This window comes from Brevundimonas sp. LPMIX5 (genome assembly GCF_003576505.1).
Taxonomy (GTDB): Bacteria; Pseudomonadota; Alphaproteobacteria; order Caulobacterales; family Caulobacteraceae; genus Brevundimonas; species Brevundimonas naejangsanensis.
Map to the genome: position 1 here is coordinate 1 of NZ_QWTZ01000008.1, position 25,432 is coordinate 25,432.

The 25,432-nt window shown below is 68.0% G+C and carries 27 protein-coding genes; 15 read left to right on the top strand and 12 right to left on the bottom strand.

Features of this window, described 5'->3' with window-relative positions:
• Positions 1–7: 7 nt before the first annotated feature.
• From D1604_RS09070 to D1604_RS09085, 4 genes are all read right to left on the bottom strand, one after another.
• Positions 8–742: a prephenate dehydrogenase/arogenate dehydrogenase family protein gene (locus D1604_RS09070; RefSeq protein ID WP_119413034.1), complete on the bottom strand. Its 735-nt coding sequence runs from the start codon at positions 740–742 to the stop codon at positions 8–10.
• Positions 739–2,076 carry a dihydroorotase gene (locus tag D1604_RS09075; RefSeq protein ID WP_119413072.1) on the bottom strand — a complete coding sequence of 446 codons (1,338 nt, stop codon included), beginning with the start codon at positions 2,074–2,076 and terminating at the stop codon, positions 739–741. Before D1604_RS09075 ends, D1604_RS09070 begins: the two co-directional genes overlap by 4 nt.
• Before the next feature lie 66 nt (positions 2,077–2,142).
• A complete protein-coding gene (locus D1604_RS09080; RefSeq protein WP_119413035.1) occupies positions 2,143–3,099 on the bottom strand; it encodes a glycosyltransferase family 9 protein in 957 nt (318 codons plus the stop codon).
• Between the two features lie 68 nt (positions 3,100–3,167).
• Positions 3,168–3,650 (bottom strand): Lrp/AsnC family transcriptional regulator, encoded by a 483-nt coding sequence (locus D1604_RS09085; RefSeq protein WP_119413036.1) that lies wholly within the window; start codon positions 3,648–3,650, stop codon positions 3,168–3,170.
• Between the two features lie 85 nt (positions 3,651–3,735).
• On the opposite strand from D1604_RS09085, the gene D1604_RS09090 reads away from it, so the two are divergent.
• Positions 3,736–4,644, top strand: a complete 909-nt coding sequence (locus D1604_RS09090; RefSeq protein WP_119413073.1) for an EamA family transporter — start codon at positions 3,736–3,738, stop codon at positions 4,642–4,644.
• Positions 4,645–4,653: 9 nt separating this feature from the next.
• Here D1604_RS09090 and D1604_RS09095 read toward each other — a convergent pair whose 3' ends face one another.
• Positions 4,654–6,069 (bottom strand): methyl-accepting chemotaxis protein, encoded by a 1,416-nt coding sequence (locus D1604_RS09095; RefSeq protein WP_119413037.1) that lies wholly within the window; start codon positions 6,067–6,069, stop codon positions 4,654–4,656.
• 260 nt (positions 6,070–6,329) lie between these two features.
• On the opposite strand from D1604_RS09095, the gene fliI reads away from it, so the two are divergent.
• Genes fliI through D1604_RS09110 form a run of 3 tightly spaced genes read left to right on the top strand, consistent with a single transcriptional unit; the run spans position 6,330 to position 9,176 of the window.
• Positions 6,330–7,673, top strand: a complete 1,344-nt coding sequence (gene fliI, locus D1604_RS09100) for a flagellar protein export ATPase FliI (protein ID WP_119413038.1) — start codon at positions 6,330–6,332, stop codon at positions 7,671–7,673.
• Between the two features lie 16 nt (positions 7,674–7,689).
• Entirely contained in the window at positions 7,690–8,103 is a 414-nt protein-coding gene (locus tag D1604_RS09105; RefSeq protein WP_119413039.1) for a flagellar export protein FliJ, read from the top strand.
• A gap of 2 nt (positions 8,104–8,105) precedes the next feature.
• The gene (locus tag D1604_RS09110) at positions 8,106–9,176 is read left to right on the top strand and encodes an endo-1,4-beta-xylanase (protein WP_119413040.1); all 1,071 of its coding nucleotides are present in this window, start codon (positions 8,106–8,108) and stop codon (positions 9,174–9,176) included.
• A 101-nt stretch (positions 9,177–9,277) separates the two neighbouring features.
• Here D1604_RS09110 and ctrA read toward each other — a convergent pair whose 3' ends face one another.
• Positions 9,278–9,979 (bottom strand): response regulator transcription factor CtrA, encoded by a 702-nt coding sequence (gene ctrA / locus D1604_RS09115; RefSeq protein ID WP_024353526.1) that lies wholly within the window; start codon positions 9,977–9,979, stop codon positions 9,278–9,280.
• Between the two features lie 373 nt (positions 9,980–10,352).
• Between ctrA and D1604_RS09120 the strand changes: the two genes are divergently transcribed.
• From D1604_RS09120 to D1604_RS09135, 4 genes are all read left to right on the top strand, one after another.
• Complete coding sequence (locus D1604_RS09120) at positions 10,353–10,724, top strand: chromosomal replication initiator protein DnaA (protein WP_024353527.1); 372 nt, start codon at positions 10,353–10,355, stop codon at positions 10,722–10,724.
• The gene (locus D1604_RS09125) at positions 10,721–11,437 is read left to right on the top strand and encodes a DUF6456 domain-containing protein (protein WP_119413041.1); all 717 of its coding nucleotides are present in this window, start codon (positions 10,721–10,723) and stop codon (positions 11,435–11,437) included. Before D1604_RS09120 ends, D1604_RS09125 begins: the two co-directional genes overlap by 4 nt.
• Before the next feature lie 114 nt (positions 11,438–11,551).
• Positions 11,552–12,346, top strand: coding sequence for a hypothetical protein (locus D1604_RS09130; protein ID WP_119413042.1), 795 nt, complete (start codon positions 11,552–11,554; stop codon positions 12,344–12,346).
• Positions 12,347–12,383: 37 nt separating this feature from the next.
• Positions 12,384–13,442: a linear amide C-N hydrolase gene (locus tag D1604_RS09135; protein ID WP_233552008.1), complete on the top strand. Its 1,059-nt coding sequence runs from the start codon at positions 12,384–12,386 to the stop codon at positions 13,440–13,442.
• Between the two features lie 183 nt (positions 13,443–13,625).
• Here D1604_RS09135 and D1604_RS09140 read toward each other — a convergent pair whose 3' ends face one another.
• Positions 13,626–14,063, bottom strand: coding sequence for a SufE family protein (locus D1604_RS09140; RefSeq protein WP_119413074.1), 438 nt, complete (start codon positions 14,061–14,063; stop codon positions 13,626–13,628).
• A 144-nt stretch (positions 14,064–14,207) separates the two neighbouring features.
• Between D1604_RS09140 and D1604_RS09145 the strand changes: the two genes are divergently transcribed.
• Positions 14,208–15,854 carry a sensor histidine kinase gene (locus D1604_RS09145; protein ID WP_233552010.1) on the top strand — a complete coding sequence of 549 codons (1,647 nt, stop codon included), beginning with the start codon at positions 14,208–14,210 and terminating at the stop codon, positions 15,852–15,854.
• A gap of 16 nt (positions 15,855–15,870) precedes the next feature.
• On the opposite strand, the gene D1604_RS09150 is transcribed toward D1604_RS09145, so the two are convergent.
• Together D1604_RS09150 and D1604_RS09155 are read right to left on the bottom strand one after the other, a co-directional pair.
• Positions 15,871–16,506 (bottom strand): LysE family translocator, encoded by a 636-nt coding sequence (locus D1604_RS09150; protein WP_119413044.1) that lies wholly within the window; start codon positions 16,504–16,506, stop codon positions 15,871–15,873.
• 62 nt (positions 16,507–16,568) lie between these two features.
• Positions 16,569–17,444, bottom strand: a complete 876-nt coding sequence (locus tag D1604_RS09155; RefSeq protein ID WP_119413045.1) for a hypothetical protein — start codon at positions 17,442–17,444, stop codon at positions 16,569–16,571.
• 55 nt (positions 17,445–17,499) lie between these two features.
• Between D1604_RS09155 and D1604_RS09160 the strand changes: the two genes are divergently transcribed.
• The 3 genes from D1604_RS09160 (at position 17,500) to D1604_RS09170 (ending at position 20,189) form a co-directional block, all read left to right on the top strand.
• Positions 17,500–17,829 carry a DUF1491 family protein gene (locus D1604_RS09160; RefSeq protein ID WP_119413046.1) on the top strand — a complete coding sequence of 110 codons (330 nt, stop codon included), beginning with the start codon at positions 17,500–17,502 and terminating at the stop codon, positions 17,827–17,829.
• Positions 17,830–18,088: 259 nt separating this feature from the next.
• Positions 18,089–18,469: a hypothetical protein gene (locus tag D1604_RS09165; protein ID WP_119413047.1), complete on the top strand. Its 381-nt coding sequence runs from the start codon at positions 18,089–18,091 to the stop codon at positions 18,467–18,469.
• A 64-nt stretch (positions 18,470–18,533) separates the two neighbouring features.
• On the top strand, positions 18,534–20,189 hold the full coding sequence (locus tag D1604_RS09170) for a DUF1570 domain-containing protein (protein WP_119413048.1): 1,656 nt from the start codon (positions 18,534–18,536) through the stop codon (positions 20,187–20,189).
• Between the two features lie 10 nt (positions 20,190–20,199).
• On the opposite strand, the gene D1604_RS15805 is transcribed toward D1604_RS09170, so the two are convergent.
• Positions 20,200–20,340, bottom strand: coding sequence for a hypothetical protein (locus D1604_RS15805; protein WP_169469175.1), 141 nt, complete (start codon positions 20,338–20,340; stop codon positions 20,200–20,202).
• A gap of 158 nt (positions 20,341–20,498) precedes the next feature.
• Between D1604_RS15805 and D1604_RS09175 the strand changes: the two genes are divergently transcribed.
• A complete protein-coding gene (locus D1604_RS09175; RefSeq protein ID WP_119413049.1) occupies positions 20,499–22,127 on the top strand; it encodes a peptide chain release factor 3 in 1,629 nt (542 codons plus the stop codon).
• Positions 22,128–22,131: 4 nt separating this feature from the next.
• Here the strand turns inward: D1604_RS09175 and yczE are convergent, their stop codons facing one another.
• Both yczE and D1604_RS09185 read right to left on the bottom strand, forming a co-directional pair.
• The gene (gene yczE / locus D1604_RS09180; protein ID WP_024353539.1) at positions 22,132–22,737 is read right to left on the bottom strand and encodes a membrane protein YczE; all 606 of its coding nucleotides are present in this window, start codon (positions 22,735–22,737) and stop codon (positions 22,132–22,134) included.
• A 29-nt stretch (positions 22,738–22,766) separates the two neighbouring features.
• A complete protein-coding gene (locus D1604_RS09185; protein WP_119413050.1) occupies positions 22,767–23,918 on the bottom strand; it encodes an MFS transporter in 1,152 nt (383 codons plus the stop codon).
• A gap of 56 nt (positions 23,919–23,974) precedes the next feature.
• On the opposite strand from D1604_RS09185, the gene D1604_RS09190 reads away from it, so the two are divergent.
• Complete coding sequence (locus D1604_RS09190; protein WP_119413051.1) at positions 23,975–24,877, top strand: LysR family transcriptional regulator; 903 nt, start codon at positions 23,975–23,977, stop codon at positions 24,875–24,877.
• An 88-nt stretch (positions 24,878–24,965) separates the two neighbouring features.
• The gene (locus tag D1604_RS09195) at positions 24,966–25,346 is read left to right on the top strand and encodes a hypothetical protein (RefSeq protein ID WP_024353542.1); all 381 of its coding nucleotides are present in this window, start codon (positions 24,966–24,968) and stop codon (positions 25,344–25,346) included.
• The last annotated feature ends 86 nt before the right edge of the window (positions 25,347–25,432 follow it).

The following is a 25,432-nucleotide window of genomic DNA, read 5'->3' on the forward strand; positions in this document are numbered from 1 at the left end:
GCCAGACTCAGTCGTCCAGTTCCGCCCGCGCCTGTTCGGCCAGATCGAAGAAGCGGCGGCGGACCTCGGCGGCGAAGGGGTTGTCGTGTTCGATGGCGCGGAAAACCGCAGCGCTGTCGTGGCGGACCATGTCGACGCCCTGCATGACCCGCTCGAAACTGGTGGTGGTCATCCGCGTCGGCAGCGGCTCCATCGCCAGCAGCACCTTGGCGATCAGATGGGTCAGACCCTGCACCGTCGCCGCCTCGCGGTCATGATCCTCAGGACTGACGACGAAGACCTTCAACGCCAGCATCCGGCGACAGAAGGCAGCGACCCGCCAAGCCGCCTTGTCGCCGCGCACCGGGCAGACGGCGATGCGCAGACCGGCGATGCCGTCCTTGCCGCTCTGGGGGCCGAACAGGGGGTGGGTTCCGACGATCTGAACCCCTTGCGGCAGGCCGTCGAGCATGACGTGCGCCGGCTTCACCTTCACCGACCCCACGTCGAGGATCAGGGCGCCCGGCGTCACGAATGGCGCGATCGCCGCGACCGTCTCGGCCAGAACCCCGACCGGCACGGCCAGCACCACCACCGGACAGGCGGCGGCCTCTTCCAGCGTCGTCAGCCGCGCCAGCCCATCGCCGTCGCTCGCCGCCGGATCATGGGCGACAATGTCGAACCACGGCGCCAGATGCTTGGCCGTCAGCCGCCCGAAGGCGCCGAAGCCGATCAAGCCGAGTTGAGGCTTGGGACCGCTCACCCCGCCAGCGTCTCCTGGAACCGTACCGGCTGGCCATGCGCCTGACCGATCAGTTCGCCGTCCTTCATCACCACGCGGCCGCGCACGATGGTGGCGACCGGCCAGCCCGTCGCCTCGAAGCCGTCGAAGGGCGTCCAGCCGCAGCGCGTGGCCTGCTGGTCATGCGTGATGGTCTTCTTCGCCTTCAGGTCGACGATGGTCAGGTCGGCGTCATAGCTGACGGCCATGCGGCCCTTGTTGGCCGTCCCGAACACCCGCTGCGCCCCGCCCGAGGTCAGGTCGATGAAGCGCTCCAGCGACAGGCGGCCCTCGGCCACGTGGGTCAGCATCAGCGGCACCAGGGTCTGCACCCCCGGCATGCCCGAGGGCGAGGCCGGATAGGGCTTGGACTTTTCTTCCTTCGTGTGCGGCGCGTGGTCCGAGCCCAGCACATCGGCCACGCCCTGCTGCATCCCCCACAGCCACAGGGCGTCGACGTGCTCCTGCGACCGGATCGGCGGGTTCATCTGGGCGTAGGCGCCGAGGCGCTGATAGGCTTCCGGCGCGACCAGGGTCAGGTGCTGGGGCGTGATCTCGACGGTGGCGACGTCCTTGTGGAAGCGCAGGAACTCCATCTCATCCTTAGTCGTCACGTGCAGGACGTGGATGCGGGCGCCGGTCTCTTTCGCCAGCCCGACCAGACGGCGCGTGGACATGATGGCGCTTTCGGCGTCGCGGACTTCCGGGTGGCTGGTCCAGTCGCCGGTGCGGGCCAGGTTGCGGCGCTCGACCAGGCGGTATTCGTCTTCCGAGTGGAAGGTGGCGCGACGGCGCACGTTCGACAGAACCTTGCGCACCCCCTCGTCGTCGGCGATCAGCAGGTCGCCGGTCGAGGCGCCCATGAAGACCTTGACCCCGCAGCAGCCCGGCAGGCGCTCCAGATCGGCCAGATGGTCGGCGTTCTCATGCGTGCCGCCGACGTAGAAGGCGTGGTCGGTCCACATCCGGTCACGCGCCCGCGCCAGCTTGTCGGCCATGGTGTCGGGATCGGTGGTGTTGGGATTGGTGTTCGGCATCTCGAACACGGCCACGACGCCGCCCAGCGCCGCCGCGCGGCTGCCGGTCTCCAGGTCTTCCTTCCATTCCAGACCCGGCTCGCGGAAGTGGACCTGGGTGTCGATGACGCCCGGCAGCACGGTCAGGCCCGTCGCGTCGAACACCTCTCCGGCCGAGGCCTGCGACAGATCGCCGATGAAGGCGATGCGGCCGTCGATGACGCCGACATCGGCCTTGCCCCGCCCGGCGTGGTTGGCCACCTCGCCGCCCCGAACGATCAGGTCATAGGTCTGGGTCATCGCGCGCATCTCCTGAAGTTCCGGCGCTTATGCGCGCCGAAGGCTTGGAGACGCAAGCCGAGGGGGTCAGGTGGCCCGTTCCGCCAGCAGCCTTTTCGCCGCCTTCAACACGCGCTCATAGGGCAGGTCCATCATGTGCTGGATGTGCTGGTTCAGGCGCGGGTCCAGTTCGCGGAACTCTTGCAGGCTGCGCGGGCCGCGCACGGCGACGCCGGTCCACGGGCGCTTCAACGTCTCGTCCGAGGGGCCGAACACCGCCACAGCCGGCACGCCCGCCGCCACGGCCAGCTGCGTCCACAGGGAGTCGCCGCCCAGATAGAGGTCCGCATGCGACAGGGCCGCAGCCGTCTGCAGGCGCGTCAACCGCCCCTGAAGCTCGATCACCCGGTCGCGTTTGACCGCCGAGCGGATGGTCTGGGCCGCATCGCGGTCCGCCTCCTCGCCCACGATCATCAGCCGCCCGCCCGCCAGCGGCCCGCCCTCGCCCAGCAGGGAAATGGCGATCTTGGCGTAACGATCGGCGGGCCAGCGCTTGCCGATCCAGTCGGCGCCCGGCCCGATGGCCAGGATCGGTCCGTCGCCTGCCGGGATCAGGGCGTCGGCGGCTTCCTGCGTATCCCGCTCGATGAACAGTTTCGGGGCCGGAATCTCGTCCAGTTGCAGGGTCCGCGCCGCCTGTTCGACCAGATGCACCCCCGGCAGGGTCTTACCTCTAACCGCACGCCGCTGGCGCCGCAGCTTGCCTGACAGGGTCGAGCCGCGCATGTCGACCACCAGACCCCAGTTCGTCTCGCGCACCTGGTTCCACAGGGCGATCCAGTCCCAGCGCCCGTCGCGATCCAGCGTGATCAGCCGCTGAAGACGCGGCAGATCGGCGAACAGCGGCGCGCTGGCCGGAGAGCCGACGACGGTGAAGGTCGCCTGCGGGATCGCCTCGACCAGCTGGGCCAGCGCCCCGGACGACAGGACCGCCTCTTCGGCGTCCGCCTCGGCGATATAGAGGATCGGAAAACGACCATGCATGATGTCAACCTATCCGGATTCTCAAGGCGATTCAGCGGCGAAACTGAAACAGGACCGGAAACCGGGCTTCATCGCGCCAGCGCCCGTCGCGCCGGGTCGAACGGGAGCACTTCCCTGATTGAAATCAGCGTCTTGAATGCGCGCACGCGGGCGTCGTCGTTCAGCATTTCACGCGTGAAGACTTCATAGGCCTCCATCGTCGGCACCACGACGTAGAGGATCAGGTCAGTGTCGCCGGTCACATACCAGGCCGCCTGCACTTCAGGGCGGGCGGTCAGCTTGTCGATCAGGGCGTCCAGAACCGCCGTGCCCTCGCGCTCCATCTCGACCAGGACGTGCATGGTCAGGACGCGCGCCAGCCGAGCCGGATCGACCACCGCGACATCGGCGATGATGATCCCCTCGTCTCGCAGCCGCCGCAACCGCCGCGACACCGCCGATTCCGACAGGCCGACCTTGTCCGCCAGCACGCGCGCTGGCTGGAGATTGTCGCGGCGCACCAGGGCCAGCAGGCGACGGTCAAAGGAATCGAGGTCGACGTTTTCTTGCATAATGACTGACAATACGCGTGTTTCTTGCAGCATGGCAGGCGAAATCGCCAAGAAAAACGAGCGGCTTTTCGATAGATTGCCGGCCATGTCCTCCCCGGTCCTCGTCCTTCGCCATCCGCGCCTGTCAGCGGTCCTGCCCTATCTCGCTCTGATCGGCGGCATGGTGTCGCTTTCGGCCGGCACCTCCTTCGCCAAGACGCTTTATCCGATGGTGGGACCGGCCGGGACGGCGGGCCTGCGCGTCGGGCTGTCGGCCATCGTCCTGCTGGCGGTTTTTCGTCCCTGGCGCAGCGCCTTCACCACCAGCGACCTGCGCGCCCTGGCGGTCTACGGCGTGGTGATGGGGCTGATGAACCTCAGCTTCTACATGGCGCTGAACACCATTCCGCTGGGGGTGGCCCTGGCGATCGAGTTCATGGGGCCGCTGTCGATCGCCCTGTTCAACTCGCGGCGGCTGATCCACTTCGTCTGGGTCGGACTGGCGGTGCTGGGTCTGGTTCTGCTTCTGCCGCTGGATGGAAACGTGTCGGGGCTTGATCCGATCGGCTGCGCCTATGCGGCGGGGGCGGCGGTGTTCTGGGCGGGCTATATCGTCTTCGGCAAACGGGTCAGCCATCTGCCCAGCGGCTCGACCGTCGCCATCGGCATGACCTTCGCCGCCATGACCGTCGTGCCTTTCGGCGTCGCCGGCGCGGGCATGAGCCTTCTGGACCCCAAGATTCTGGCGCTTGGTCTCATCGTCGCCCTCGTGTCCAGCGCCCTGCCCTACACGCTGGACATGGTCGCCCTGCGCCATATTCCCAAGCGCACCTTCGGCGTGGCGGTCAGCGGCGATCCGGCCATTGGCGCCCTGGCGGGCCTGTTCGTGCTGGGCGAGCACCTCACCAGCCAGCAGTGGCTGGCCATCGCCGCCATCATCGCCGCCTCGGTCGGCGCCGTGCTGACCTCGCCGTCAGACGAACAGCCGTTGCAGGATCCGGCCGCCCCGGCCTAATCTCAACGCCTAGAACTCGGTCCATTCCTCGGCGGCCGGGCCGTTGACGACCGCACGGAGACGGGCGCGCTGCGCCTCCAGCGCGGGCGGCAGGCCGCCATAGGTCTTCAACGCGCGCACCGCGCCGCCCTCGGCGCCCGTGCGGAACCGTCCGACCAGTTCGGCCAGATGCTCGGCCTCGGTCTTCAGGTTGGCGGCGGCGGCCGTCGTCTGCTCGACCATGGCGGCGTTCTGTTGCGTGACCTGATCCATCTGGTTCACCGCCTGATTGACCTGGCCCAGACCCGAGGCCTGTTCCTGGGCCGAGGCGGCGATTTCGGCGACCAGCCCGTCCATCTCATTGACCTGTTCGGCGATGGTCCCCAGCGCGCGGCCGGTCTCGGCGACCAGTTCGACGCCCTGCGCCACCTCGGCTCCGGAAGCCGAGATCAGAGCCTTGATCTCCTTGGCGGCCTCAGCCGACCGCTGGGCCAGCGCCCGCACCTCAGACGCCACCACGGCGAACCCGCGCCCGCTGTCGCCCGCTCGCGCCGCCTCAACCCCCGCATTCAACGCCAGGAGGTTGGTCTGGAAGGCGATCTCGTCGATCACTCCGACGATGTCGCTGATCTCGGATGAGCGGCGGCTGATGCCGTCCATAGCCGCCACCGCCCGCCCCATGATCTCGCCCGAGCGACCGGCTTCGGCATGGGCCTTGGCGGCGACGGAGGCCGCCTGCCGGGCGCCCTCGGCGCTGCGCTGGACAGTGGCGGTGATCTGGTCCAGCGCCGCCGCTGTCTCTTCCAGACTGGCCGCCTGTTGTTCGGTGCGTCGCGACAGGTCGTCCGACGCCTGACTGATCTCGTCCGAGCCGCCCCGCAGGGTCGTCACCGCCGAAAGGACCTTTTCAAGCGCAGTCCTGAGACTGGACACAGCGCCGTTGAAGTCCGCCTTCACCGCCTGATGGGCGCCGTCCATATCCTGTTCGATAGCGGCCATCAGATCGCCATCCGACAGGCGGGACAGTTGTTCCGCCAGGGCGCCGACCAGTCTGGCCTGCGCCGCCTCAGCCGCCAGACGCTCCTGCTCGGCCCGCTGGGCGGCCTGTTCAGCCTTGGTGATGTCGACAGCCAGCTTGACCACCTTCAGCGGCCGCCCCGCCTCGTCCAACACGGGATTATAGGAGGCTTCCAGCCAGACCTCGCGCCCGCCCTTGGCGATGCGGCGGAATTTGCGGGCGACAAAGCGCCCCTCGTTCAACTCTCGCCAGAACGCCAGATAGTCCGCTGACGCCGCCTCGGCCGGGTCCATGAACATCCGGTGATGCTGTCCCCGGATCTCGTCCATGCCGTAGCCCATCGTTTGGAGCAGGTTTTCGTTGGCGTCCCGGATCGTGCCGTCAAGGTCGAACTCGATCACCGCCTGGGACCGCCCGATGGCCGCCATCCGACGATCCAGTTCCCCAAGCCGCTCAATATCCGCAGCCAGTTTTTGTCGACGACCTGCATTGAACATCCGAACCGCCCCCCTTCAGAATAACGGCGATGGACTGGATAAGCCTGTGGATAACAGAGGCGCTTGAAAGGTTTCATCTTCGTTACTTGCAATCAGAAGTTGAATGATCAGTCTAAGCTTCATTGACCATTAACCATGATGCAGCACCATGACTGGGAACGGTCGCGCGGCTCGCGGCCTGGGGGCCCTCCTTGCGTAATCTTGTCGCCGCCGTCGAAGCGATCGACCCGCTGGTCGTCACCGGCAAGGTGGCGGGCGTCAGCGGCCTGCTGATCGAGTCGCGTGGCGGCCTGTCGCGTCTGGCCGTCGGCGCCCGCGCCGAGATCGAGCGGCGCGGCCAGCCGCCCCTGCCCGCCGAGGTCGTCGGCTTTCGCGAGGCCAAGGCCCTGCTGATGCCCTTCGGCCCGGTCGAGGGCGTGGCGCCGGGCGCCGACATCCGCATCATCAACGCCGCCGCCAGCGTGCGCCCTACCGCCGCCTGGCTAGGCCGCATCATCGACTCCTTCGGCGAGCCGATCGACGGCGCGGGTCCGCTGACGCCGGGCCTCGTTCCCTACCCCTTGCGCGCGCCGCCGCCGCCCGCCCATTCGCGCGGCCGGGTGGGCGAACGGCTGGATCTGGGCGTGCGGGCGATGGACGTCTTCACCACCACCAGCCGGGGCCAGCGCCTGGGCATTTTCGCCGGTTCCGGCGTGGGCAAGTCGGTGCTGCTGTCCATGCTGGCGCGTCAGGCGACCTGCGACGTCGTCGTCGTCGGCCTGATCGGCGAACGGGGCCGCGAGGTCCGCGAGTTCATCGAAGAGACTCTCGGCGAAGAAGGGCTGAAGCGCGCTGTCGTCGTGGTCGCCACCAGTGACGAGCCTGCGCTGAAGCGGCGTCAGGCGGCCTATATGACCATGGCCGTGGCCGAGTTCTTCCGCGATCAGGGGCTGGAGGTGCTGTGCCTGATGGACAGCGTCACCCGCTTCGCCATGGCCCAGCGCGAGATCGGCCTGGCGGCGGGCGAGCCGCCGACGACCAAGGGCTACACCCCCACCGTCTTCACTGAATTGCCCAAGCTGTTGGAGCGCGCGGGACCGGGGCCGATCCGCCCGGACGGCACGGAGGCGGGGCCGATCACCGCCCTGTTCACCGTGCTGGTGGACGGCGGCGACCATGACGAGCCGATCGCCGACGCCGTGCGCGGCATTCTGGACGGCCACATCGTCATGGACCGCAAGATCGCCGAGCGCGGCCGCTTCCCCGCCATCGACGTGTTGAAGTCCGTCAGCCGCACCATGCCCGGCAATCAGTCGCCGCCCGAGCGCGAACTGAACCGCCGCGCGCGTCAGTGCCTGAGCGCCTATTCCAATATGGAAGAACTGATCCGCATCGGCGCCTATCGCACCGGGGCCGACCCCATCGTCGACCGCGCCATCGCCCTGAACCCGGCCCTGGAAGGCTTCTTGACCCAGGACAAGGACGACGTGACGCGCCTGAACGACAGTTTCGACAGACTTGAAACCATCCTGAACCAGGGCATGGTGGACCAATGATCGCGGGAGACGACGCATGACGGCCTGGGCCCAATCCCTGATCCGCATCTCAAACTATGAGGTCGAGACGCTGCAGAAGCGCCTGGCCGAAATCAGCGCCCGCAAGGCCGAGGCCGAGATGCGCGTCGCCGTGCTGGACGCAGAGGCCGAAATCGAGCGCGAGAACGCCCGGCTCGACCCGGCTTCGGGCATGATGCTGCAGGCCTATCTCAACGGCTGGAGACAGCGCCGCCTCGATGCCGAGGCCGAGATCGCCGCCGTCTCCGTTGAGGAGGAAGGCGCCCGCGACGCCCTGACCGGCGCCTTTGAAGAACTGAAGAAGTTCGAGCACGTCGCCGAGACCACCCGGCTGAACAAGCTGATGGCCGCCGCCAAGCGCGAGGCCGCCGCCTATGACGAAATGGGCCTGCGTCGCCGCGCCGAGGGCTAGACGTGATCGACCGTCGCGCCTTACTGGCCTCAACCCTCGCGCTCGCGTCGTGCGGTGCGGGCGAGGCGCCCGCGCCGCCGCCGACCGGTCCCGTTCGCCCGCTGAAGTCCGTCGCCCCCTTCCCCGTCGGCACGGTCGCCATGTCCGGCCAGCTGTCGGATCAGGACTGGTTCCGCCTCGTCTCCACCCACTTCTCCCAGCTTACGCCCGAGTGGGAGATGAAGATGGAGTACATCCTGCAAAAAGATGGCTCCCTGCGTTTCGACGCCCCGGACCGCATCGCCTATTTCGCGCGCGATCTGGACATCCGCCTCTTCGGCCACGCCCTGATCTGGTACGCGCAGGAGCATCCCTGGTTCACCGCCATCGTCGATGACCGCCCACGTTTCATCGCCGAACACGACCGCTATATCGCCGAGGTGGCCGGGCGCTGGCGCAGCCAGATCGTCGGTTGGGACGTGGTCAACGAGCCGGTCGAGGATGACGGCAGCGGCTATCGCGACTGCGTCTGGAGCCGGGGTCTGGGCGGGATCGACGCCTATATCATCCGCGCCTTCGAACAGGCCCGCATCGCCACGCCCGAGGCGACCCTGTTTCTGAACGACTACAACCTGGAGAATACGCCCAAGAAGGGCGCGGCCTTCCTGCGTCTGATCGAACGGCTTCTGAAGGCAGGCGCCCCGGTGCAGGGCATCGGCATCCAGTCCCACCTCGATATCGAAATCCCCGGCGGCCAGATCGCCGCCTTCATGAACGAAGCGCGCCAGTTCGGCCTGCCCATCCATGTCTCCGAACTGGATGCTTCATTGAAGCGCGGCGGCCGAATGCCGGACCTGCGCCCGCGCGCCCAGCGCCGCGAGCAGCAGAGCGCGCGCGTGGCCGAACTGGCCGAGGCCTTCATGGACCTGCCTACCGCCCAGCGCTTCGCCTTCACCGTCTGGGGCGTGCGCGACAGCGACTCCTGGCTGCGCCGCGGCAAGAACGACGACGGCCAGGACAGCCCCCTGCTGTTCAATGACGCAGGCAGGCCCAATCCGATGTTCGGCGTGCTGACGGAGGCGTTCGCGCAATAATCCTTCTCCCACAAGGGGGAGAAGGGCATAAAAAACGCCCGCCGAGTTCATCGGCGGGCGTTTCTGGATCGTTCCTGAGTGGAGGCTCAGGCGGGATCTGTTCAGGCGGCGACGGTCGCGGCGCCCTCGGCCGGGTCGCGCAGGACGTAGCCGCGGCCCCAGACGGTTTCGATGTAGTGCTTGCCGCCGGCGGCCGTCGCCAGCTTCTTGCGCAGCTTGCAGATGAAGACGTCGATGATCTTCAGCTCCGGCTCGTCCATGCCGCCGTACAGGTGGTTCAGGAACATCTCCTTGGTCAGGGTCGTGCCCTTACGCAGGGAGAGCAGCTCCAGCATCTGATATTCCTTGCCGGTCAGGTGCACGCGGTGGCCGTTCACCTCGACGGTCTTGGCGTCCAGGTTCACCGCGATCTCGCCGGTGTGGATGATCGCCTGGGCGTGGCCCTTGGAGCGGCGGACCACGGCGTGGGTGCGCGCGATCAGCTCGTCCTTGTGGAAGGGCTTGGTCAGATAGTCGTCTGCGCCGCCGCCGAAGGTCTTGACCTTGGTGTCGATCTCGTGGCTGCCCGAAAGGATCATCACCGGCGTATTGATCTTGCCGTTGCGCAGCTGGCGCAGAACCTCAAGCCCGCTCATGTCCGGCAGGTTTAGGTCGAGCAGAATGAGGTCGTAGTCATAGATCTTGCCCAGATCGATGCCTTCCTCACCCAGGTCGGTAGTGTAGACGTTAAACCCTTCCGACTTCAGCATCAGTTCGATGCTTTGAGCCGTCGCGTGGTCGTCTTCGATCAACAGGACGCGCATTAATGCCCCTCCAGGCAAAGCTTGGGATGACCGCACGTGAGATACGGCCGGGTAACCTTGTTCCAACGTTAACGGGCCAAAACCTTAAGAAGGGTTAACGGGTCCCGATATGGAACGCGTAGGGTGATTTGCGAATCGCCGTCCAGAGTCCCGAGTCAAGGATTCGTTAATTTATTTACGACGGGCGCCGCATTCCCCTGTTGACCTTTGGCGCGTCTTCCACAGGGGGCGTGCACAACCGCCCCCGCCGATGCCCGACCCCGCCTGGGGAAACGACCGTTTCTGACGTCTCATAGGATAACATTCCTAACACAGCCGCCGCACGCACTCATAATGGCGGCATCCACAGGAATGACGGGAGGAAACGCAGATCATGGAACCCTATCGCGTGCCGGTGACGGAGGGCGACCGTATCCGGGCGGACGCCGCCCTGTCGCTGTCAGGTCTGGCCCTGGGGGTGCCGGTCGCGGAAATGACGCGGCGCGAGCGGGTGCGGCCCCGGGCCTGCCGGGCGCGCTGGTCGGCCATGTACCTGGCGCACGTCTCCTTCGGCTGGCCGCTGGAGCGGGTGGCCCACGCCTTCGGCCTGAACCGGGCGACGGCGGGCGCGGCCTGCCGCTGGGCCGAGGATGAACGCGACCGGCCCGACTATGACGCGCTGATGGATGGACTGGAGGGGTCGCTGCGGGCGGTGATGGAGTTGCCGCTGGTCGATCTGGCGCCCGAAACCGGAGGCCGCCGATGAGCCGTCAACTGGAACGCGCGCGCAGCCTGCTGCAACGGCCCGGCGCCTGGCTGGACCAGGCGAACGGCGCCTATCCCTTGCGTCTCGGCGGCGACCGGCGCAGCCGGGTGGTGCTGACCCTGGACGAGGCCGCCTTCCGCGCCGTGATCGAACGGCCGGGCCTGCGGCTGCGCGAAGGCGGCGGCTGGCTGCCCCGCGCGGCCAACGACCACGTCCCCGCCTCGCCCCCGCCCGGCCGCCCCGGCGTCATCGAGGGCGAACGGGCGGTGATGGAAGCAGACGGCCGCCTGACGCTGCGCCGCGCCAATCTGGGCGAGAGCCCGATCCTGTGGCTGGCGCGGCGCAAGGACCAGTCGGGCCGCCCCTGGCTGACCCCGGCCGAGGTCGCGGCGGGCGAGCGCCTCCGCGCCGAGGCCGAAATCGCCGCCGCTGGCCCCTCCATGACCATGCGCTGGGACGGCCTGCCCCGCAGCGGCTCCGGCGGCGGCGCAGGACGGGTCGAGCCCAGCGACCGCGCCATCTCCGCCTCGACTCGGGTGCAGGCGGCGCTGGAGGCCTGCGGCCCTCGCCTTCGCGCCATGGTCGAACAGGTCTGCATCCACGGCACGTCGCTGCAACTGACCGAACAGGCGCTGTCCTTACGCCGCCGTCAGGGCAAGACCCTGCTCAAACAGGGGCTGCAGGCGCTGGCGGAGCATTACGGCATCGGGTGATCCGGCCGAACTGCGACATTGCGGCATGCAATCAGCGATTGTCGATCCATCATTGCTTAAGCATGGATGCTCTACCCAGAGGCGATCCTTTCGGTCGCCGCGAGCAGAATTCCCATGACATTCTTCCGTCCAGCCGCACATGTTCTGGGCTTGCTTCTGGCCCTGTCGGGCGGCGCCTCCGCCTTTGCCCAACCCAGCGCGGGCGAGCCGTGGCGCGTCACGGTCAGCCCCTATGTCTGGGCCACCTCGCTGGATGGGAACATCAGGCTGGCCGGGCACAAGGCGCCGGTCGATGTCTCCGCCTCGGACGCCTTCGACCAATTGGAAAGCGTCGTCATGGGCGACATCGAGGTGCGTCGCGGCCGCTGGGCGGGCTTCGTCGACTATCAATACGCCAGGACCAATGAGGGCGTGTCCCTGATGGGCGTCCCGGCCGAGCTGGGCACCCGATCGACCACGGTTTCGGCAGGCGTCCTTTATCGTCTCGTGGAAGATCCCCTGGGCGGCCGCACCGCCTTCGGCGACATGCGCAGCTTCCGCGTGGAGCCGCTGGTCGGCGCCCGCTGGAGCAAGCTGCGGGCCGATCTGAACACGCCGCTGGGCGCCACTCAGAAGGGCGCCGAATGGACCGACCTGCTGCTGGGCCTTCGAATTGAGGGCGATGTGTCCGAACACTGGACCCTGCGCGCACAGGCCGAGTCCGGAGGTCTGGGCGACGACGACCGCCACAGCCTGTCGTGGCAGGCGCTGGCCTCCTATCGCACCCCGCTGGCGGGGGGCGCGGTCTCGATCAACGCCGGCTATCGCCTGCTGCATCAGAACTATGAGCAGGATGACTTCACCGGCCAGCGCTTCGACTGGAAGGTGACGCGCCACGGCCCGGTGCTGGGCCTGTCGCTGACCTACTGACCCTTCCCTCACGACCCCTCACTCCCAAGGAGACGACATGCGTAACGGAATGAAGAAGGGCGTCGCCGCCCTGGCCGCCGCCTTCATGCTGGCCGTTCCGGCAGCCGAGGCGTGCACGCGCCTTGTCTACCACGGCCACGACGGCGCGGTGATCACGGCCCGGTCGATGGACTGGAAGGACGAGATCATGACCAACCTGTGGATCTTTCCGCGCGGCATGGCGCGGGACGGCTCCGGCGGTCCCAACTCCCTGACCTGGACGTCCAAATACGGCAGCGTCATCGCCAGCGGCTATGACATCTCGACCGTCGACGGCGTGAACGAAATGGGTCTGGTCGCCAACGTCCTGTGGCTGGTCGAGTCGCAATACCCGACCTACGACCCGAACAAGCCCGCCCTCAGCATCGCCGCCTGGGCCCAGTATGCGCTGGACAACTACGCCACCGTGGCCGAGGCCGTCGAAGGCCTGCGCGACGAGCCCTTCGTCCTGGTCAGCGACAATGTGCCGGGTCAGGAGCGGCTGACCACCCTGCACCTGTCCCTGTCGGACAGCAGCGGCGACAGCGCCATCTTCGAATACATCGACGGCAAGCTGGTCGTGCACCACAGCCGCGACTACCAGGTGATGACCAACTCGCCGACCTTCGATCAGCAGCTGGCGCTGAACACCTATTGGCAGGGCATCGGCGGCACGGTCATGCTGCCGGGCACCAACCGGGCCGCCGACCGCTATGCACGCGCCTCCTTCTACGCCAACGCCATTCCCAAGTTCGAAGACCAGAACATGGCCGTGGCCAGCGTGTTCAGCGTAATCCGCAACGTCTCGGTGCCGTTCGGCATCTCGACCCCGGATCAGCCCAACATCTCCTCGACCCGCTGGCGCACCGTCGTGGATCACAAGCGCAAGCTGTACTTCTTCGAGTCGGCCCTGACGCCGAACACCTTCTGGGTGGACCTGAAGAAGATCGACTTCTCTGAACGCGCCCCGGTCAAACGGCTGGAGCTGGGCGAGAACCAGATCAACACCCATGCAGGCGACGCCACCGCCAAGTTCAGCAATGCGCGGGCCTTCGCCTTCCTGGGCCCGCAACAGTAGGCCCGAACGCAGCGTCTCTCCCTCCCCTTCATGGGGAAGGAGGTCGCGCAGCGACCGGGTGGGAAGGGCCTCGCGATCGGGGCTCAGCATCTGAATAGCTTCGCCGCCCACCCGGCCTCGCCTTACAGGCTCAGTCACCCTCCCCATGAAGGGGAGGGAAAGGCGTGACGCTCTATTCTGACGTCAACTCGCCGTCAGCGCCGCCTCGCGGATGCGGCCGACCATGCTGTTCAGGCCGTTGGCGCGCTGGCGCGTCAGGGCCGAGGGCAGGCCCAGCCGGTCCAGCGCGGCGCGGGCGTCGAACGCCAGAATCTCGCCCGGCAGACGCCCCGAATAGAGCCGCAGCAGCAGGGCGATATTGCCCTTGGACAGGGCGCTGTCGCTGTCGGCGTCGAAGAACAGCCGCCCGCCTTCGGGGCGAAGCGACAGCCAGACCTGGGCCGCGCAGCCCGGCACCTTGTTCGCCTCGATCCGCGCCTCTTCGGGCAGGGGCGGCAGGTCCTTGCCCAGGTCGATGACGTATTCGATCCGCCCTTCCCAGTCGCCCAACAGGTCGAACTCTTCGACCAGTTCGGCCAGGGTCTCGTCGATGGAGCGGGCGGGAGCGGCGGCGGAAGTCATGGGCGCGACATAGGCTCCTGCCGCCGTGATCACAACCGGGACGGCGCTTCCGACGCCGCTCCCCCTACAGGCGAGCGCCCTAGGGACTTGGAACGACGCGGCCTAGATATACAGTTGTTTTCATTCCATCCGCCTACAGCGCCCTTGAAGCCCCACACCGCCCTGCTTGATCCGATCCGCCGCCCCGAGGTGCACGACGCCGGGGATGGCGCCGCCGTGGCCGCCTGGCACGCGGGCTGGGCGGCGGCTGTCGGCGTGACGGCCCTGTTCGCGACCGGCGCGGGGACCGGCGCCGAAGCCGCTGGGACGGCGGCGCCCCTGCTGCTGGCTCTGGGGGTCATGGCCGCGCCAGGGCTGGCAGGGCTGACCCTGCTGCGTCGCGACGATGACGAGGCTCGTTCGGCCCTGTTGACGCTGTGGACGCTGGCGGCGCTGGCGAGCGCAGCGCTCAGCGGCGGAGCGGGCGGCCCGCTGACGGGCTTCGTGTTCGCGCCCTTGGCGGCCGGGCTGGCGCTGGGCGGCCGTCGCCGCGTGCTGGTCGCCGCCATAGCCGCGACGGGGGCGGCGGGGGCGGGCCTGCTGTCCGGCTGGCTATTGGGCGCGCCGATGGCGGCCGCGACCACGGCGGGTGTCTCGGCCCTGATGACAGCGGGCGCGACCACGGCCGCCCTGTTCCTCGGCGCCCGCCGCGCGGCCCGCCGGATGGAGGTCGCCGAGGCCGACGTGGCCGGAGTCGAGACCTTGCTGGCCGGTCAGCCCGCCCTGACCCTGGCGCTGAACCAGGACCTGCGCGCCCTGGCCGCCTATGGCGCAGCGCCCGCCGCCCTGCCGGTCGAGCCGCTGTTCAAGGAGGGACTGCTGTCGGCCGTCGACCCTGCCGACCGCCCCGCCGTCCTGGCTGCGCTGGCCCGCGCGCGCAATCTGGGCGAGGCCCAGGTCCGCTTTACGCCGCGTCTGGCGCTGGACCGCCGCATCCTCCTGACGGCGCGGCGCATGGATGACGGCGGCTCTCGCCTGATCGTTCAGGCTCTGGACGCCACCTTGCAGTACGCCCGCGAGGCCGAACTGGACGCCGCCCGCATGGAGGCCGAGGCCCAGAGCGCCGGCAAGTCGCGCTTCCTGGCCCATATGAGTCACGAGCTGCGCACCCCGCTGAACGCCGTCATCGGCTTTTCGGACGCCATGCGGCAGGAGCTGTTCGGCCCGGTTCCGGCGCGCTACGCCGACTACGCCCGCTCGATCCACGAGGCGGGCGGCCACCTGCTGGACTTGATCAACGACGTGCTGGACGTCAGCCGCATCGAAGCGGACCGCTATGAACTGGCGCTGGAGCGTTTCGACGCGCGCGAAGCGGTGACGGCCGGACTGGCGCTGGTGCGTCTTCAGGCCGAGGACAAGGGGGTGGCGCTGAACGCCGTCCTGCCGCCCGAACCGCTGATGATCCGCGCCGACCGTCGGGCGCTGAAGCAGATGACGCTGAACCTGCTGTCGAACGCGGTGAAGTTCACATCGACGGGCGGGACGGTCACGGCCTCGGCGCAGGCGGCGGGGACCATGCTGGAACTGATCGTCGCCGACACCGGCGTCGGCATCGCCAAGGCTGATCTGGCGCGGCTGGGGCGTCCCTATGAGCAGGCGGGCGAAGCCGAACAGAAGGCGAAAGGCTCCGGGCTTGGGCTGGCCCTCGTCCGCGCCCTGGCCGAGTTGCATGGCGGGACGTTGAGCCTGGACAGCACCCTGGGCGAGGGCACGGCCGCCGCCCTGCGCCTGCCCGTGCTCGCCGAAACCTGACCCCTCAACAGGGCCGTCAGATGCGCGAGGCGGCCAGCTTCAGGCCGAAGCCGATGAAGATCGCGCCGACCGCCCGGTCCATCGTGCGCACCACAGCCGGACGACGAAGAAAGCGGCCCAGCGGCGCCGTCGCCAAAATCAGCCCGGCGAACCAGACGATGGTCAGCGCCACATGCACCCCGACTAGGAAGAAGGTGAAGCCCGCCACATTCGCCCCCTCAGACACGGAGGGCGGCACGAACTGGGGCAGGAAGGTCACATAGAAGACGCCGATCTTGGGGTTCAGCAGATTGGTCAGCAGGCCCCGCCGAAAGGCGACCGCCGCGCTGGGCGGCGGGGCGGCGCCCGGCTCGCCCAGGCTATGGCGCGGCTTGAACAGCATCTGCGCACCCAGCCAGACCAGATAGGCCGCGCCCGCCCACTTCACCGCCGTATAGGCCAGCTCCGACACCCGCAGCAGCGCGCCGAACCCCAGCGATACCGCCGCGCCCCAGATCAGGCACCCCAGCAGAATGCCCGCCCCGGCGAAGACGGCTGAACGCGCGCCCTCGGCCGCCGCCGATCGCAACACCATCGCAGTGTCCACCCCCGGCGTGATGGTCAGAATGGTGATAGCGACCAGAAAAGCGGCGAACAGGGCGGGATCGAACATGGGCGCACTGGAACACGGCGGCGCCTCGGATCGCAACCGCCTGCCGCTGCGAAAGCGGGCGGTTAAACCGGGCCCATCGCCAGGAAGGCGCGGGCGGCGGCGAAGTCGCCCGCCTCGAACCGCGCCGTCGCCACGCTGTCGTCGCGGAACAGGAACTCGATCAGGAAGGGCTCGCGCGGATCCAGCGTCGCCAGCGCCTCAACCGCGCTGTCGGGAAAGCGCCAGACCTCGCCCGCCCGCGCGCCTGAGCCCAGCAGATCGCGCGGCGCGAGGTCGGCCCCCGCGGCGAAGACCGCGCGACGCGCGGCGTCCGGCGGCAGGCCGTCTGCGCCCAGCCACGGCCGGGGCGAGCGCGCTGCATCGCGCATGACGATGCGCGCGGCATAGGGCCGGGGCTTGCCGACGAAGGAGACGACCGCCGCCGGACGCGCCTCCTGCGGCGCCTTGCCGGTCAGACCGAAGCGCACGGGCGAGGCGCCGGTCGCCCCGTCCTGAAACAGGCGCCAGCCGTCGTGGGCGCTCTCGAAACGGTCGGCGCTCCAGACGGCCTTGTCGCCGGGGAAGTTGATCCGCGCCGCCCGCGACCATCCGGCGAAGGCGTGACGCACCCGCGTCTTGACCTGATTCAGCTCGGCGTCGTTGCAGGGGGTAGCCTCGGCCCGCGCCTTGGCCCGCTCGGCCGTGGCGGCCAGTTCGCTCGCCGGACGCCCGGCACGCAAGGCCGCCCCGCGCGCCTGCAGCGTCGCCGCCTCCAGCGCCTGCGTCAGGCGCGGCTCGAACAGGCGGCACTTGTCCTGCGCCGCCCGCACGAAAGCGCGCTCATAGTAGACGTCGGAGCCAAGATTCTGGGCAGCGGTCGCCGTCCCGGCCGCGAGGGTCAGGGCGACGATCGCGGCCAGCGTTCTGCTGACTATGCGGGGCGACGGCGCTATCTTCATGCAGCCACCCTAGCCGCCGCCGGTTCCGGGTCCGTGTCCAAACAGGGTGAACCAATTGCTTCTTTCCACTGACGTCTGGGTCGGCGCCCTGATCCGCCGCGCCGAGCTTGAGGGCGCTAACGCCGTGGTAGTGAAAAAGGGCGACGCCCGCGCCGGGGCCGTCATCGTCAAGGCCTATGACACCGCGACCCGCTCCGCCCGTCTGTGGACCGAGGCGACCGGCCAGGACGGCGAGCCCCTGTGGATCCAGCCCATCGCCAGTGAGTTCGAGAACGAACTGGACGCCTATCTGGACCGCCAGCGCCGCTACGACCCCGACCTCTGGATCGTCGAGATCGAGGACCGTCAGGGCCGCCACTTCCTGACCGAGAAGACGCAGGGCTGAACGTCTTGAACCCTCTCGCGATAGGTCACCGGCGTAAAAGGGCCCTTCAGACCGCCCTCAAGCAGGCCGAAGGCTGGTAGAGCCTCTTTAAAAATGCCCTCAAGCAGCGCAAAGCGCGTTAGGGCGACCTAAAGACGCGTTAGGGCGACCTAAAGAATAGTAACCGCGCCATTCACCGCGTTCGTGAACCGGACCGCAAGCGCGGCGCCCTAAAACCCGTCGCATGGGGCCAGAATGGTCCTGCGAGCGGGCGCGGTCCATGCTGTTTCTTCTGAACGACGTCGTCTTCGATCTGGACGAGGCCTGCCCGGCCCCGAACCACGACGTGCGTCGGTTCGAGAACCTGTCGTTCGACTATGTGCTGGAGATGGGCTGCGAGCTGTTCTCCGAAGACCCGCTGCTTCACCACAACGATCCCGCCCGCGCACGCCGTCTGGCCTGGCTGATCGCCCACAAGGCCGAAGGCGTCAGCGCCGCCCTGTTCGCGGCGCCGCAGGCCGGTTGCGCCCCCGAACTGGTCGAGCCGCGCTTCTGCGCCCTGCCCGAGATCGTGTTACGTCACCTGCACCAGCACGCGCGTCGCGGCGCCCTGAACGCCGTAGCGGCGGACAAGGCGGTCTGGAGCCGTCTGGCCGCTTAGGGCTTCCCTAAAACACCATCGTTCTTTACGTTTTGCTCCTCAGCCTTGGGGGGACGAAGGGGCGATGAACAAGAAAATGCGGTTTCGCCTGAAGCGCGGCGCGGCGCTGGCCGTAGCATCAGCTCTAAGCAGCTTCGCCGCATCGCCGGCACTGGCGGAATGGCTCCGGGCCGAAACCGACCACTTCATCGTCTATGGCGACACCTCGGAAGGCAGCCTGCGGCGTTACGCCCAGAAGGTCGAGCGTTTCGACGCCCTGCTGAGGACCTACTACCCCATCCCGACCGACCATGAGATCCCCAAGCTGGAGATCTTCATGGCCGAGGGTCGGCGCGACATGAACCGCATGTCTCCTGGTATCAGCGAGGGGGTCGCAGGCTACTATTCGCCCAACAGCGGCCGCATCTACACTATCGTGGATACGCGCAGTTCTATGGGTGACGTTGTCGTCTTCCACGAATACGCGCACCACTTCATGTTCCAGATGCAGGCCAACGCCTATCCATCCTGGTTCGTGGAGGGCTTTGCCGAATTCTACTCGACCGCCAGCCTGACCGATAAGAAGATCCAATTCGGACGGCACAATCCCGGTCGGATGAACTCTCTGACAATGGGTTTCAGCTCCTGGGCCAAGATGGAGGATGTGCTGAAGTGGCGCATCTCGGATTCCGGACGCTACCCGGCGCATAGCTATTACGCCCAAGCCTGGGCCATGACTCACTACTTCATGAGCACGCCCGAACGCACCCAAATGCTGGGCCGCTATCTGGCGGCTGTGGCTGGGGGAGAGGATTCCGTCGTCGCCATGCAGGCGGCGACAGGCCGGACCCCCGCCCAGCTTCAGGACGACGTATGGCGGTATATTTCCGGCTCCATCAATGTGACCTCGCCCCAGATCGCGGTCACGAATCCCCAGGTGGCGATCAGTCGGCTGTCGAAAGCCCAAGCGGACGCCATCTGGCTGGATGTGCGCCTCGATAACGAGCCGATCAAACGCCCGGCCGAGGAAGCGGCCGACGACGAAACTCAATCAGAGGCGCAAAAGGCGCGTCGGGCTCGCGAGCGCAAAGAGGCGAGCGAAAACCGGGCCGAACTGATCCGCTCGGCCTTCGCCCTGGGCGAACTTCACGCGGACTCCGATATAGGCCGTCTGCTCACCGCCCGCGCCCACCGACTGTCGCAACGCCCCGATCTGGCGCTGGCGGCTCTGGCGCCCAGCCTCGACGCCAACACGAGCAACGCCCAGGTCCTGCGCGTCGCCGCCCTGGCGCTGCTGGACCAGACCGACGCAGCGGAGTCGATAGACGATGACAATGACCTTCGTCGTCAGGCCTCCGTCTATCTCGCCCGGGCGATGGACGCCGACCCGCTGGATTTCCGTATATATCTAGGTCTGAACGACGTACGGAACGGACAACCGCGCTATCCGACAGATAACGACATCTCCACCCTGGAGGTCGCCTGCGCCCTGGCGCCGCAGTCCTTCGACTGCCGCACCCGGTTGGCCCACGCCTATATGGCGCGCGGCATGAACCCGGAAGCGATCGCGGTCCTGACGCCGGTGGCCAACAGCCCCCATTCCAGCGGTTACAAGCGCCAGGCGCGAGCCATGATCAACCGCGCGCGACAGGCCCTGCACCAGGCTCCGCTGGAAACAGGACCCGAGCCTGACGACGAAGACGACGCCGATGCGCCGGGTCAGGCCGCCGACGCCGCCTGACCTGAAGGCGCTAGAGAATGACGCCGAACACTGTATGCACCAGCGCCGCCGCCAAGACGATCAGGCCGAACCCCGCCAGAAAGCAGACCAGTGGATGAATCTTGGACGCGTTCGGTGCAGGCGCGGCCTTGCCCGGATCAACCAGAGCCATGATGTTTCCCTTCCCTAGTGCGGCGGACTCATGGCCCGCCGTCTCCCGAAAATGAGCATGCCTCGAATAACCTTCATACGCGAAGGGTCTCTCACGCCATCGTGAACGTCGACAATTGAGCCCCGGCGCGCTAGGTCGCGCCTCCTAAAGGAAGCTCAATGTCCAAATTGACCCTCGCGCAGGAGGCCGATCGCCGTCGGACCTTCGCCATTATCGCCCACCCGGACGCCGGTAAGACGACGTTGACCGAGCATATCCTGCTGGCGGGCGGCGCCGTGCGTGCGGCCGGCGCGGTCAAGGCGCGCGGCGAAAACCGCCGCGCCCGTTCGGACTGGATGAAGATCGAGAAGGAACGGGGCATCTCGGTCACCGCCTCGGTCATGACGTTCGAGCACGACGGCAAGATGTTCAACCTGCTGGACACGCCGGGGCACGAAGACTTTTCCGAAGACACCTATCGCACCCTGACCGCCGCCGACTGCGCCATCATGGTGCTGGACGCCGCCAAGGGCATCGAGCCGCAGACGCTGAAGCTGTTCGAGGTCTGCCGCCTGCGCGACATCCCGATCATCACCTTCATCAACAAGCTGGACCGCGAGGCGCAGGACCCGATGGCCCTGCTGGACGAGATCGCATCGCGTCTGCAGTTGGACCCCTCGCCCATCTGGTGGCCCGCTGAGAGCGGCAACCGTCTGCGCGGTCTGGCCGAGGTTGGCGGTCAGGGCCGGTTCCAGCCCTATACCCGCAAGACCGCCGACAATGACGGCGAACACCCCGCGCCCCTGCCCTTCGATCAGGCCGCCGCCTTCTTCCAGGGCGACGAGCAGGCCGACATGGTCGATGCGCTGGAACTGGTCGAGGCGGGCTATAAGCCGTTCGATCATCAAGCGTTTCTGGAAGGCCACATGACGCCCGTGCTGTGGGGCTCGGCCCTGCGCCACTTCGGCATCGAGGAACTGCTGAAGGCCATCGGCGAATGGGCGCCGCCGCCCAAGACGATGAGCGCCCGCAAGGAGGCGCCGCCCGAAACGCGCAACGCCCCCGCGCCCGAAGACATCACGGTCGAACCCAGCAAGGACGAAGTCACTGGCTTCGTCTTCAAGGTTCAAGCGAACATGGACCCCAACCACCGCGACCGCATCGCCATGTTCCGCATGGCCTCGGGCAGCTTCAAACGCGGCATGAAGCTGAAGGTCCAGAACACCGGCAAGCAATTGTCGGTCAACGCCCCCATCATGTTCTTCGCCTCGGACCGCGAACTGGCCGAAGAAGCCTATGCGGGCGACGTCATCGGCATTCCGAACCACGGCGTGCTGCGCGTCGGCGACAGCCTGTCGGAGAGCGGCCTGGTGCGCTTTGCAGGCCTGCCCAACTTCGCCCCGGAAATCCTGCAGCGCGTCCGCGTCAAGGACCCGCTGAAGGCCAAACACCTGCAAAAGGCGCTGGTCGGTCTGGCCGAGGAAGGCGTGACCCAGCTGTTCCGCCCGGAACTGGGCGCGGACTTCATCGTCGGCGCCGTGGGCCAGCTGCAGTTCGAGGTCATGGCCGACCGTCTGGGCGAGGAATACGGCCTGGACGTCGTCTTCGAGCCGAGCCCCTACGCCGAGGCCCGCTGGGTGTCCGGCGCCAAAGCCGACCTTGAGGATTTCGCCGGCAAATACCGCCCCCAGATGGCCGCCGATATCGACCAGAACCCGGTCTTCCTGGCCAAGTCGAGCTGGGAGACAGGCTACGTCTCCGAACGCTTCCCCAAGGTCGTCTTCAGCAAGACCAGGGAGCGCGGCTGATGGATCAGGCGCGCGCGACCCGCTTCTCGCCGCGCCCCAACGCCTGGAACCACGGCAGGAAGATCTGGATCAGCGGGCCGATGCCCACGGCGAAGACGATCGTGCCGACGCCGACCGAGCCGCCCAGCAGCCAGCCACCGGCCAGGACGCTGAGCTCGATCAGCATCCGCGACACGCGGATCGACCAGCCCAGCCGCTGGTTCAACCCGACCATCAGGCCGTCGCGCGGTCCCGTCCCCATGCCCGCCCCGATATAGGCCGCGGCGCCCAACGCCGTCAGCACGACGCCCCCCGCCATGAAGGCCAGCCGCAGCGGCAGGGTCGTCATCTCGGGCATGACCGCGAGAGCCGCGTCCATCGACAGGCCGATGACGAAGATGTTGAACAGGGTGCCGATCCCCGGCTTCTGCCGCAGGGGAATCCACGTCAGCATCACCACCACCCCCATCAGGATGGAGGCGGTCCCCAGGCTCATGCCTGTGCGCAACGACAGACCCTGATGGAAGACGTTCCACGGATCCAAGCCCAGGTTGGCCCGCACCATCATGGCGGCGGCGACGCCATACAGGCACAGGCCGAATTGAAGCTGGATGAAGCGGCGCATGAACATGGCCCCCTTCTGCCTGATCGCGCCGGGAATTAAAGGCCCGGCTTTCGTCTGAGCCCGAAGGTCATGGCGAACATGACCAGACAGACCCCGCTGGACAGCAGCATGGCCAGCCCCGCCGAGCGGTCCAGCACCACGCCGTAAAGCGCCGGAGCAGCCGCCTGAACGAAACGGGCGGGCGTCAGCATCAGGGCCTGTCGCGCGCCATAGTTCTCACGCCCGAACAGATGCAGCGGCAGGACTCCCGAGGCCACCGCCAGCAGGCCGTTGCCCGCCCCCTGGCCCAGGGCGACAGCGCCCGCCGCCCCCTTGCCGCCGACGAAGGCGACCAAGGCGCCGAACGGATGCAGCAGGGTCGCCGCCCGCGCCGCCGCAACGGGCGAGCCCCTGCCCGGCGCCGCCAGGGTGATCAGGCGCACCGCGATGGCCGCGCCCGCCATCAGGCCGGCGGCCATGGCCGCCTCGGCTGCGCTCAAGCCCAGCCGGGTCAGCAGACGCGGCAGATGGGCGCTCATGGCCGTAGCCACCCACCAGGCTCCGGCGAACAGGACGGCCAACCGGATCATGGTCCCGTCCCACCGCACGCGGCCGGACGCAGGAGGCCTGCCCCCGGCCCGCCCATCCGGCAGCACGGCCCAATAGAGCGGCAGACACAGCACGACATGCGCCCCCGCCCAGACGAAACAGGCGCCGCGCCAGCCGACAGTCTCGATCATCAGCAAGGTCAGCGGCCAGCCCAACGCCCCGCCGAAGGCCCCCAGCAGGGAAACGGCGGTGATCGGCTTCTTCGCCGCCTCGCCATGCAGGGCCACCAGCACGGCGTAGGCGGGGCCGTACAGCCCCACGCCCATGCCCGCCCCCAGCATCAGCACGCCCGCGACCATGACGACCGGATCGCGCGCCAGCCCCAGCAGGATCAGCGCCAGAGCGAAGATCAAAGCAGCCGCCGACAACACCTCGCGCCCGCCGCGCCGGTCGATCCAACACCCGCCGAACGGGCTGAGCGCCGCCGAGACCAGAAATGCGCCCGACAGAGCCGTGAACACCACCCCCGGCGTTGTACCCACGCCCGCCGCCAAGGGCTCGGCCAGCACGCCGAGCAGATAGTAGCTGGAGGCGAAGGAAACGATCATCCCAAGGCCCAGAACGGGAATGATCAGGCGAGAAACGGCGAGGCGCGACATGGCGCGCTGTGTCAGCGGATTTGCCCGCGTGGCGAAAGCGACCTATCGAACGCGAGATGTTCGAAAACCTCACAGCCTCAGCGCCTCTGCCTTCGCTGAACGCCCTGCGCGCCTTCGAGGCGATGGCGCGCACCGGCAGCGCGACCCGCGCGGCGGCCGAGCTGAACGTCACCCACAGCGCCGTCAGCCGGCAGGTCAAGGCGCTGGAGACGCAACTGGGCCTGCGCCTGTTCGAGGGGCCGCGTCACGCCCTGACGCTGACGGAAGCGGGGCGGGGCCTCCTGCCTGGCCTGACCGCCGCCTTCGACCAGATCGCCGCCGCCGTGGCCGAGGCGCGGAGCGACGGGCGCGACCTGCATGTCGCCGCCAACGCCAGTCTGGCGGTCAAATGGCTGATCCCCCGGCTGGCTGACTTCAACCGCCTGTATCCGCAGGTGCGGGTTCATCTGGTCGAACTGGCGCCCCACGCCGTCAGCCGCCGGGGGGCCGATGTGCTGTTGCGGCTGCTGGACGCCTCGCGCATCGACAGTCTGGGCGCCATTCGCGTCATTCCCAATGCGATCGGGCCGGTGATCGCCCCAGCCCTGATCCGGCGCGATGCGCGGATGGACGTCCTGAACGCGCCGCGTCTGGCCCCGCGCACCCATCTGTCGGCGTGGAAGGACTGGGCCCGCCTGACGGATCGGCGCCTGCCCGATGCGCACGAGCGTCCTGTGGCCCATCTGCATTTTGCGCTGGACGGCGCCCTGGCGGGCTGGGGCGCGGCGGTTCTGCCGTGGGCGCTGACAGCCGAGGCGGTGGCGGACGGGCGGCTGCTGGCGCCGTTCGGCTTCGCTCGCGACAACGGCGCCGTGGCGGCCATTCCCGGCGCAGGCGAGATGTCGAAAGGCCGCCGTCAGTTCCTGCGCTGGCTCGCAGATCAGGGCCGCGCCATGCCAGACGCCCCGGATGCAACCTGAAGCTTAGCTGAACACGTCTTTCATCCTTCGCGGGGACGTGGTTCTCTAGTAGGGCCAGTTCGGCGCTCCCCGCGCCTGTGGAGTTCTGATGTTCATCCTTGCCGTCACCGCCGCCATGGCGCTGGCCCAGACCTCGGCGCAGGCCCAGACCTCGCCCCAGGCTGCGGCCCCAGCGCCCAGCGCCCGGCTCGTCTCCTATGACGAGGCGGTGCGTTGCGCCGGTTTGACACAGGCGGCGTCCGAACTGGAGGGCGGAGAGAGCCGTTATGGCCGCTCGCTCTATGACGCCGCCCTCTACTGGTCGCTGGCGGCCATGCAGGCGGCGACCGTCGCCGGTCGCAATCCCGCCGTGGCCGAAACGGAACAGACACGCGCGCGCCTGGACGCCGTGCGTCGCCTTTCCGCCGGGGAATCCGAGGCCCGAGCCACCCTGCAGCGCTGCCGCCAGAAGGCGCCCCGCCTGGGCTGAGGAGCGCCGCGACGCCGCTGGACCGAGGCCTGCGCTTACGCCCGTCCGACAATTTGTCTTCATAGCCAAGGCGAACCGTTCCAACG

What these genes read in the sequence shown, in the direction of transcription:
- D1604_RS09120 (WP_024353527.1), top strand. Translation starts at nt 10,353, where the DNA reads ATGGAACCCTATCGCGTGCCGGTGACGGAGGGCGACCGTATCCGGGCG.
- D1604_RS09140 (WP_119413074.1), bottom strand. Translation starts at nt 14,063, where the DNA reads ATGACTTCCGCCGCCGCTCCCGCCCGCTCCATCGACGAGACCCTGGCC.
- D1604_RS09195 (WP_024353542.1), top strand. Translation starts at nt 24,966, where the DNA reads ATGTTCATCCTTGCCGTCACCGCCGCCATGGCGCTGGCCCAGACCTCG.
- D1604_RS09080 (WP_119413035.1), bottom strand. Translation starts at nt 3,099, where the DNA reads ATGCATGGTCGTTTTCCGATCCTCTATATCGCCGAGGCGGACGCCGAA.
- yczE (WP_024353539.1), bottom strand. Translation starts at nt 22,737, where the DNA reads ATGTTCATGCGCCGCTTCATCCAGCTTCAATTCGGCCTGTGCCTGTAT.
- ctrA (WP_024353526.1), bottom strand. Translation starts at nt 9,979, where the DNA reads ATGCGCGTCCTGTTGATCGAAGACGACCACGCGACGGCTCAAAGCATC.
- D1604_RS09090 (WP_119413073.1), top strand. Translation starts at nt 3,736, where the DNA reads ATGTCCTCCCCGGTCCTCGTCCTTCGCCATCCGCGCCTGTCAGCGGTC.
- D1604_RS09085 (WP_119413036.1), bottom strand. Translation starts at nt 3,650, where the DNA reads ATGCAAGAAAACGTCGACCTCGATTCCTTTGACCGTCGCCTGCTGGCC.
- D1604_RS09155 (WP_119413045.1), bottom strand. Translation starts at nt 17,444, where the DNA reads ATGAAGATAGCGCCGTCGCCCCGCATAGTCAGCAGAACGCTGGCCGCG.
- D1604_RS09125 (WP_119413041.1), top strand. Translation starts at nt 10,721, where the DNA reads ATGAGCCGTCAACTGGAACGCGCGCGCAGCCTGCTGCAACGGCCCGGC.
- D1604_RS09150 (WP_119413044.1), bottom strand. Translation starts at nt 16,506, where the DNA reads ATGTTCGATCCCGCCCTGTTCGCCGCTTTTCTGGTCGCTATCACCATT.
- D1604_RS09130 (WP_119413042.1), top strand. Translation starts at nt 11,552, where the DNA reads ATGACATTCTTCCGTCCAGCCGCACATGTTCTGGGCTTGCTTCTGGCC.
- D1604_RS09075 (WP_119413072.1), bottom strand. Translation starts at nt 2,076, where the DNA reads ATGACCCAGACCTATGACCTGATCGTTCGGGGCGGCGAGGTGGCCAAC.
- D1604_RS15805 (WP_169469175.1), bottom strand. Translation starts at nt 20,340, where the DNA reads ATGGCTCTGGTTGATCCGGGCAAGGCCGCGCCTGCACCGAACGCGTCC.
- D1604_RS09165 (WP_119413047.1), top strand. Translation starts at nt 18,089, where the DNA reads ATGCTGTTTCTTCTGAACGACGTCGTCTTCGATCTGGACGAGGCCTGC.
- D1604_RS09105 (WP_119413039.1), top strand. Translation starts at nt 7,690, where the DNA reads ATGACGGCCTGGGCCCAATCCCTGATCCGCATCTCAAACTATGAGGTC.
- D1604_RS09190 (WP_119413051.1), top strand. Translation starts at nt 23,975, where the DNA reads ATGTTCGAAAACCTCACAGCCTCAGCGCCTCTGCCTTCGCTGAACGCC.
- D1604_RS09175 (WP_119413049.1), top strand. Translation starts at nt 20,499, where the DNA reads ATGTCCAAATTGACCCTCGCGCAGGAGGCCGATCGCCGTCGGACCTTC.
- D1604_RS09135 (WP_233552008.1), top strand. Translation starts at nt 12,384, where the DNA reads ATGCGTAACGGAATGAAGAAGGGCGTCGCCGCCCTGGCCGCCGCCTTC.
- D1604_RS09185 (WP_119413050.1), bottom strand. Translation starts at nt 23,918, where the DNA reads ATGTCGCGCCTCGCCGTTTCTCGCCTGATCATTCCCGTTCTGGGCCTT.
- D1604_RS09170 (WP_119413048.1), top strand. Translation starts at nt 18,534, where the DNA reads ATGAACAAGAAAATGCGGTTTCGCCTGAAGCGCGGCGCGGCGCTGGCC.
- D1604_RS09095 (WP_119413037.1), bottom strand. Translation starts at nt 6,069, where the DNA reads ATGGCGGCCATCGGGCGGTCCCAGGCGGTGATCGAGTTCGACCTTGAC.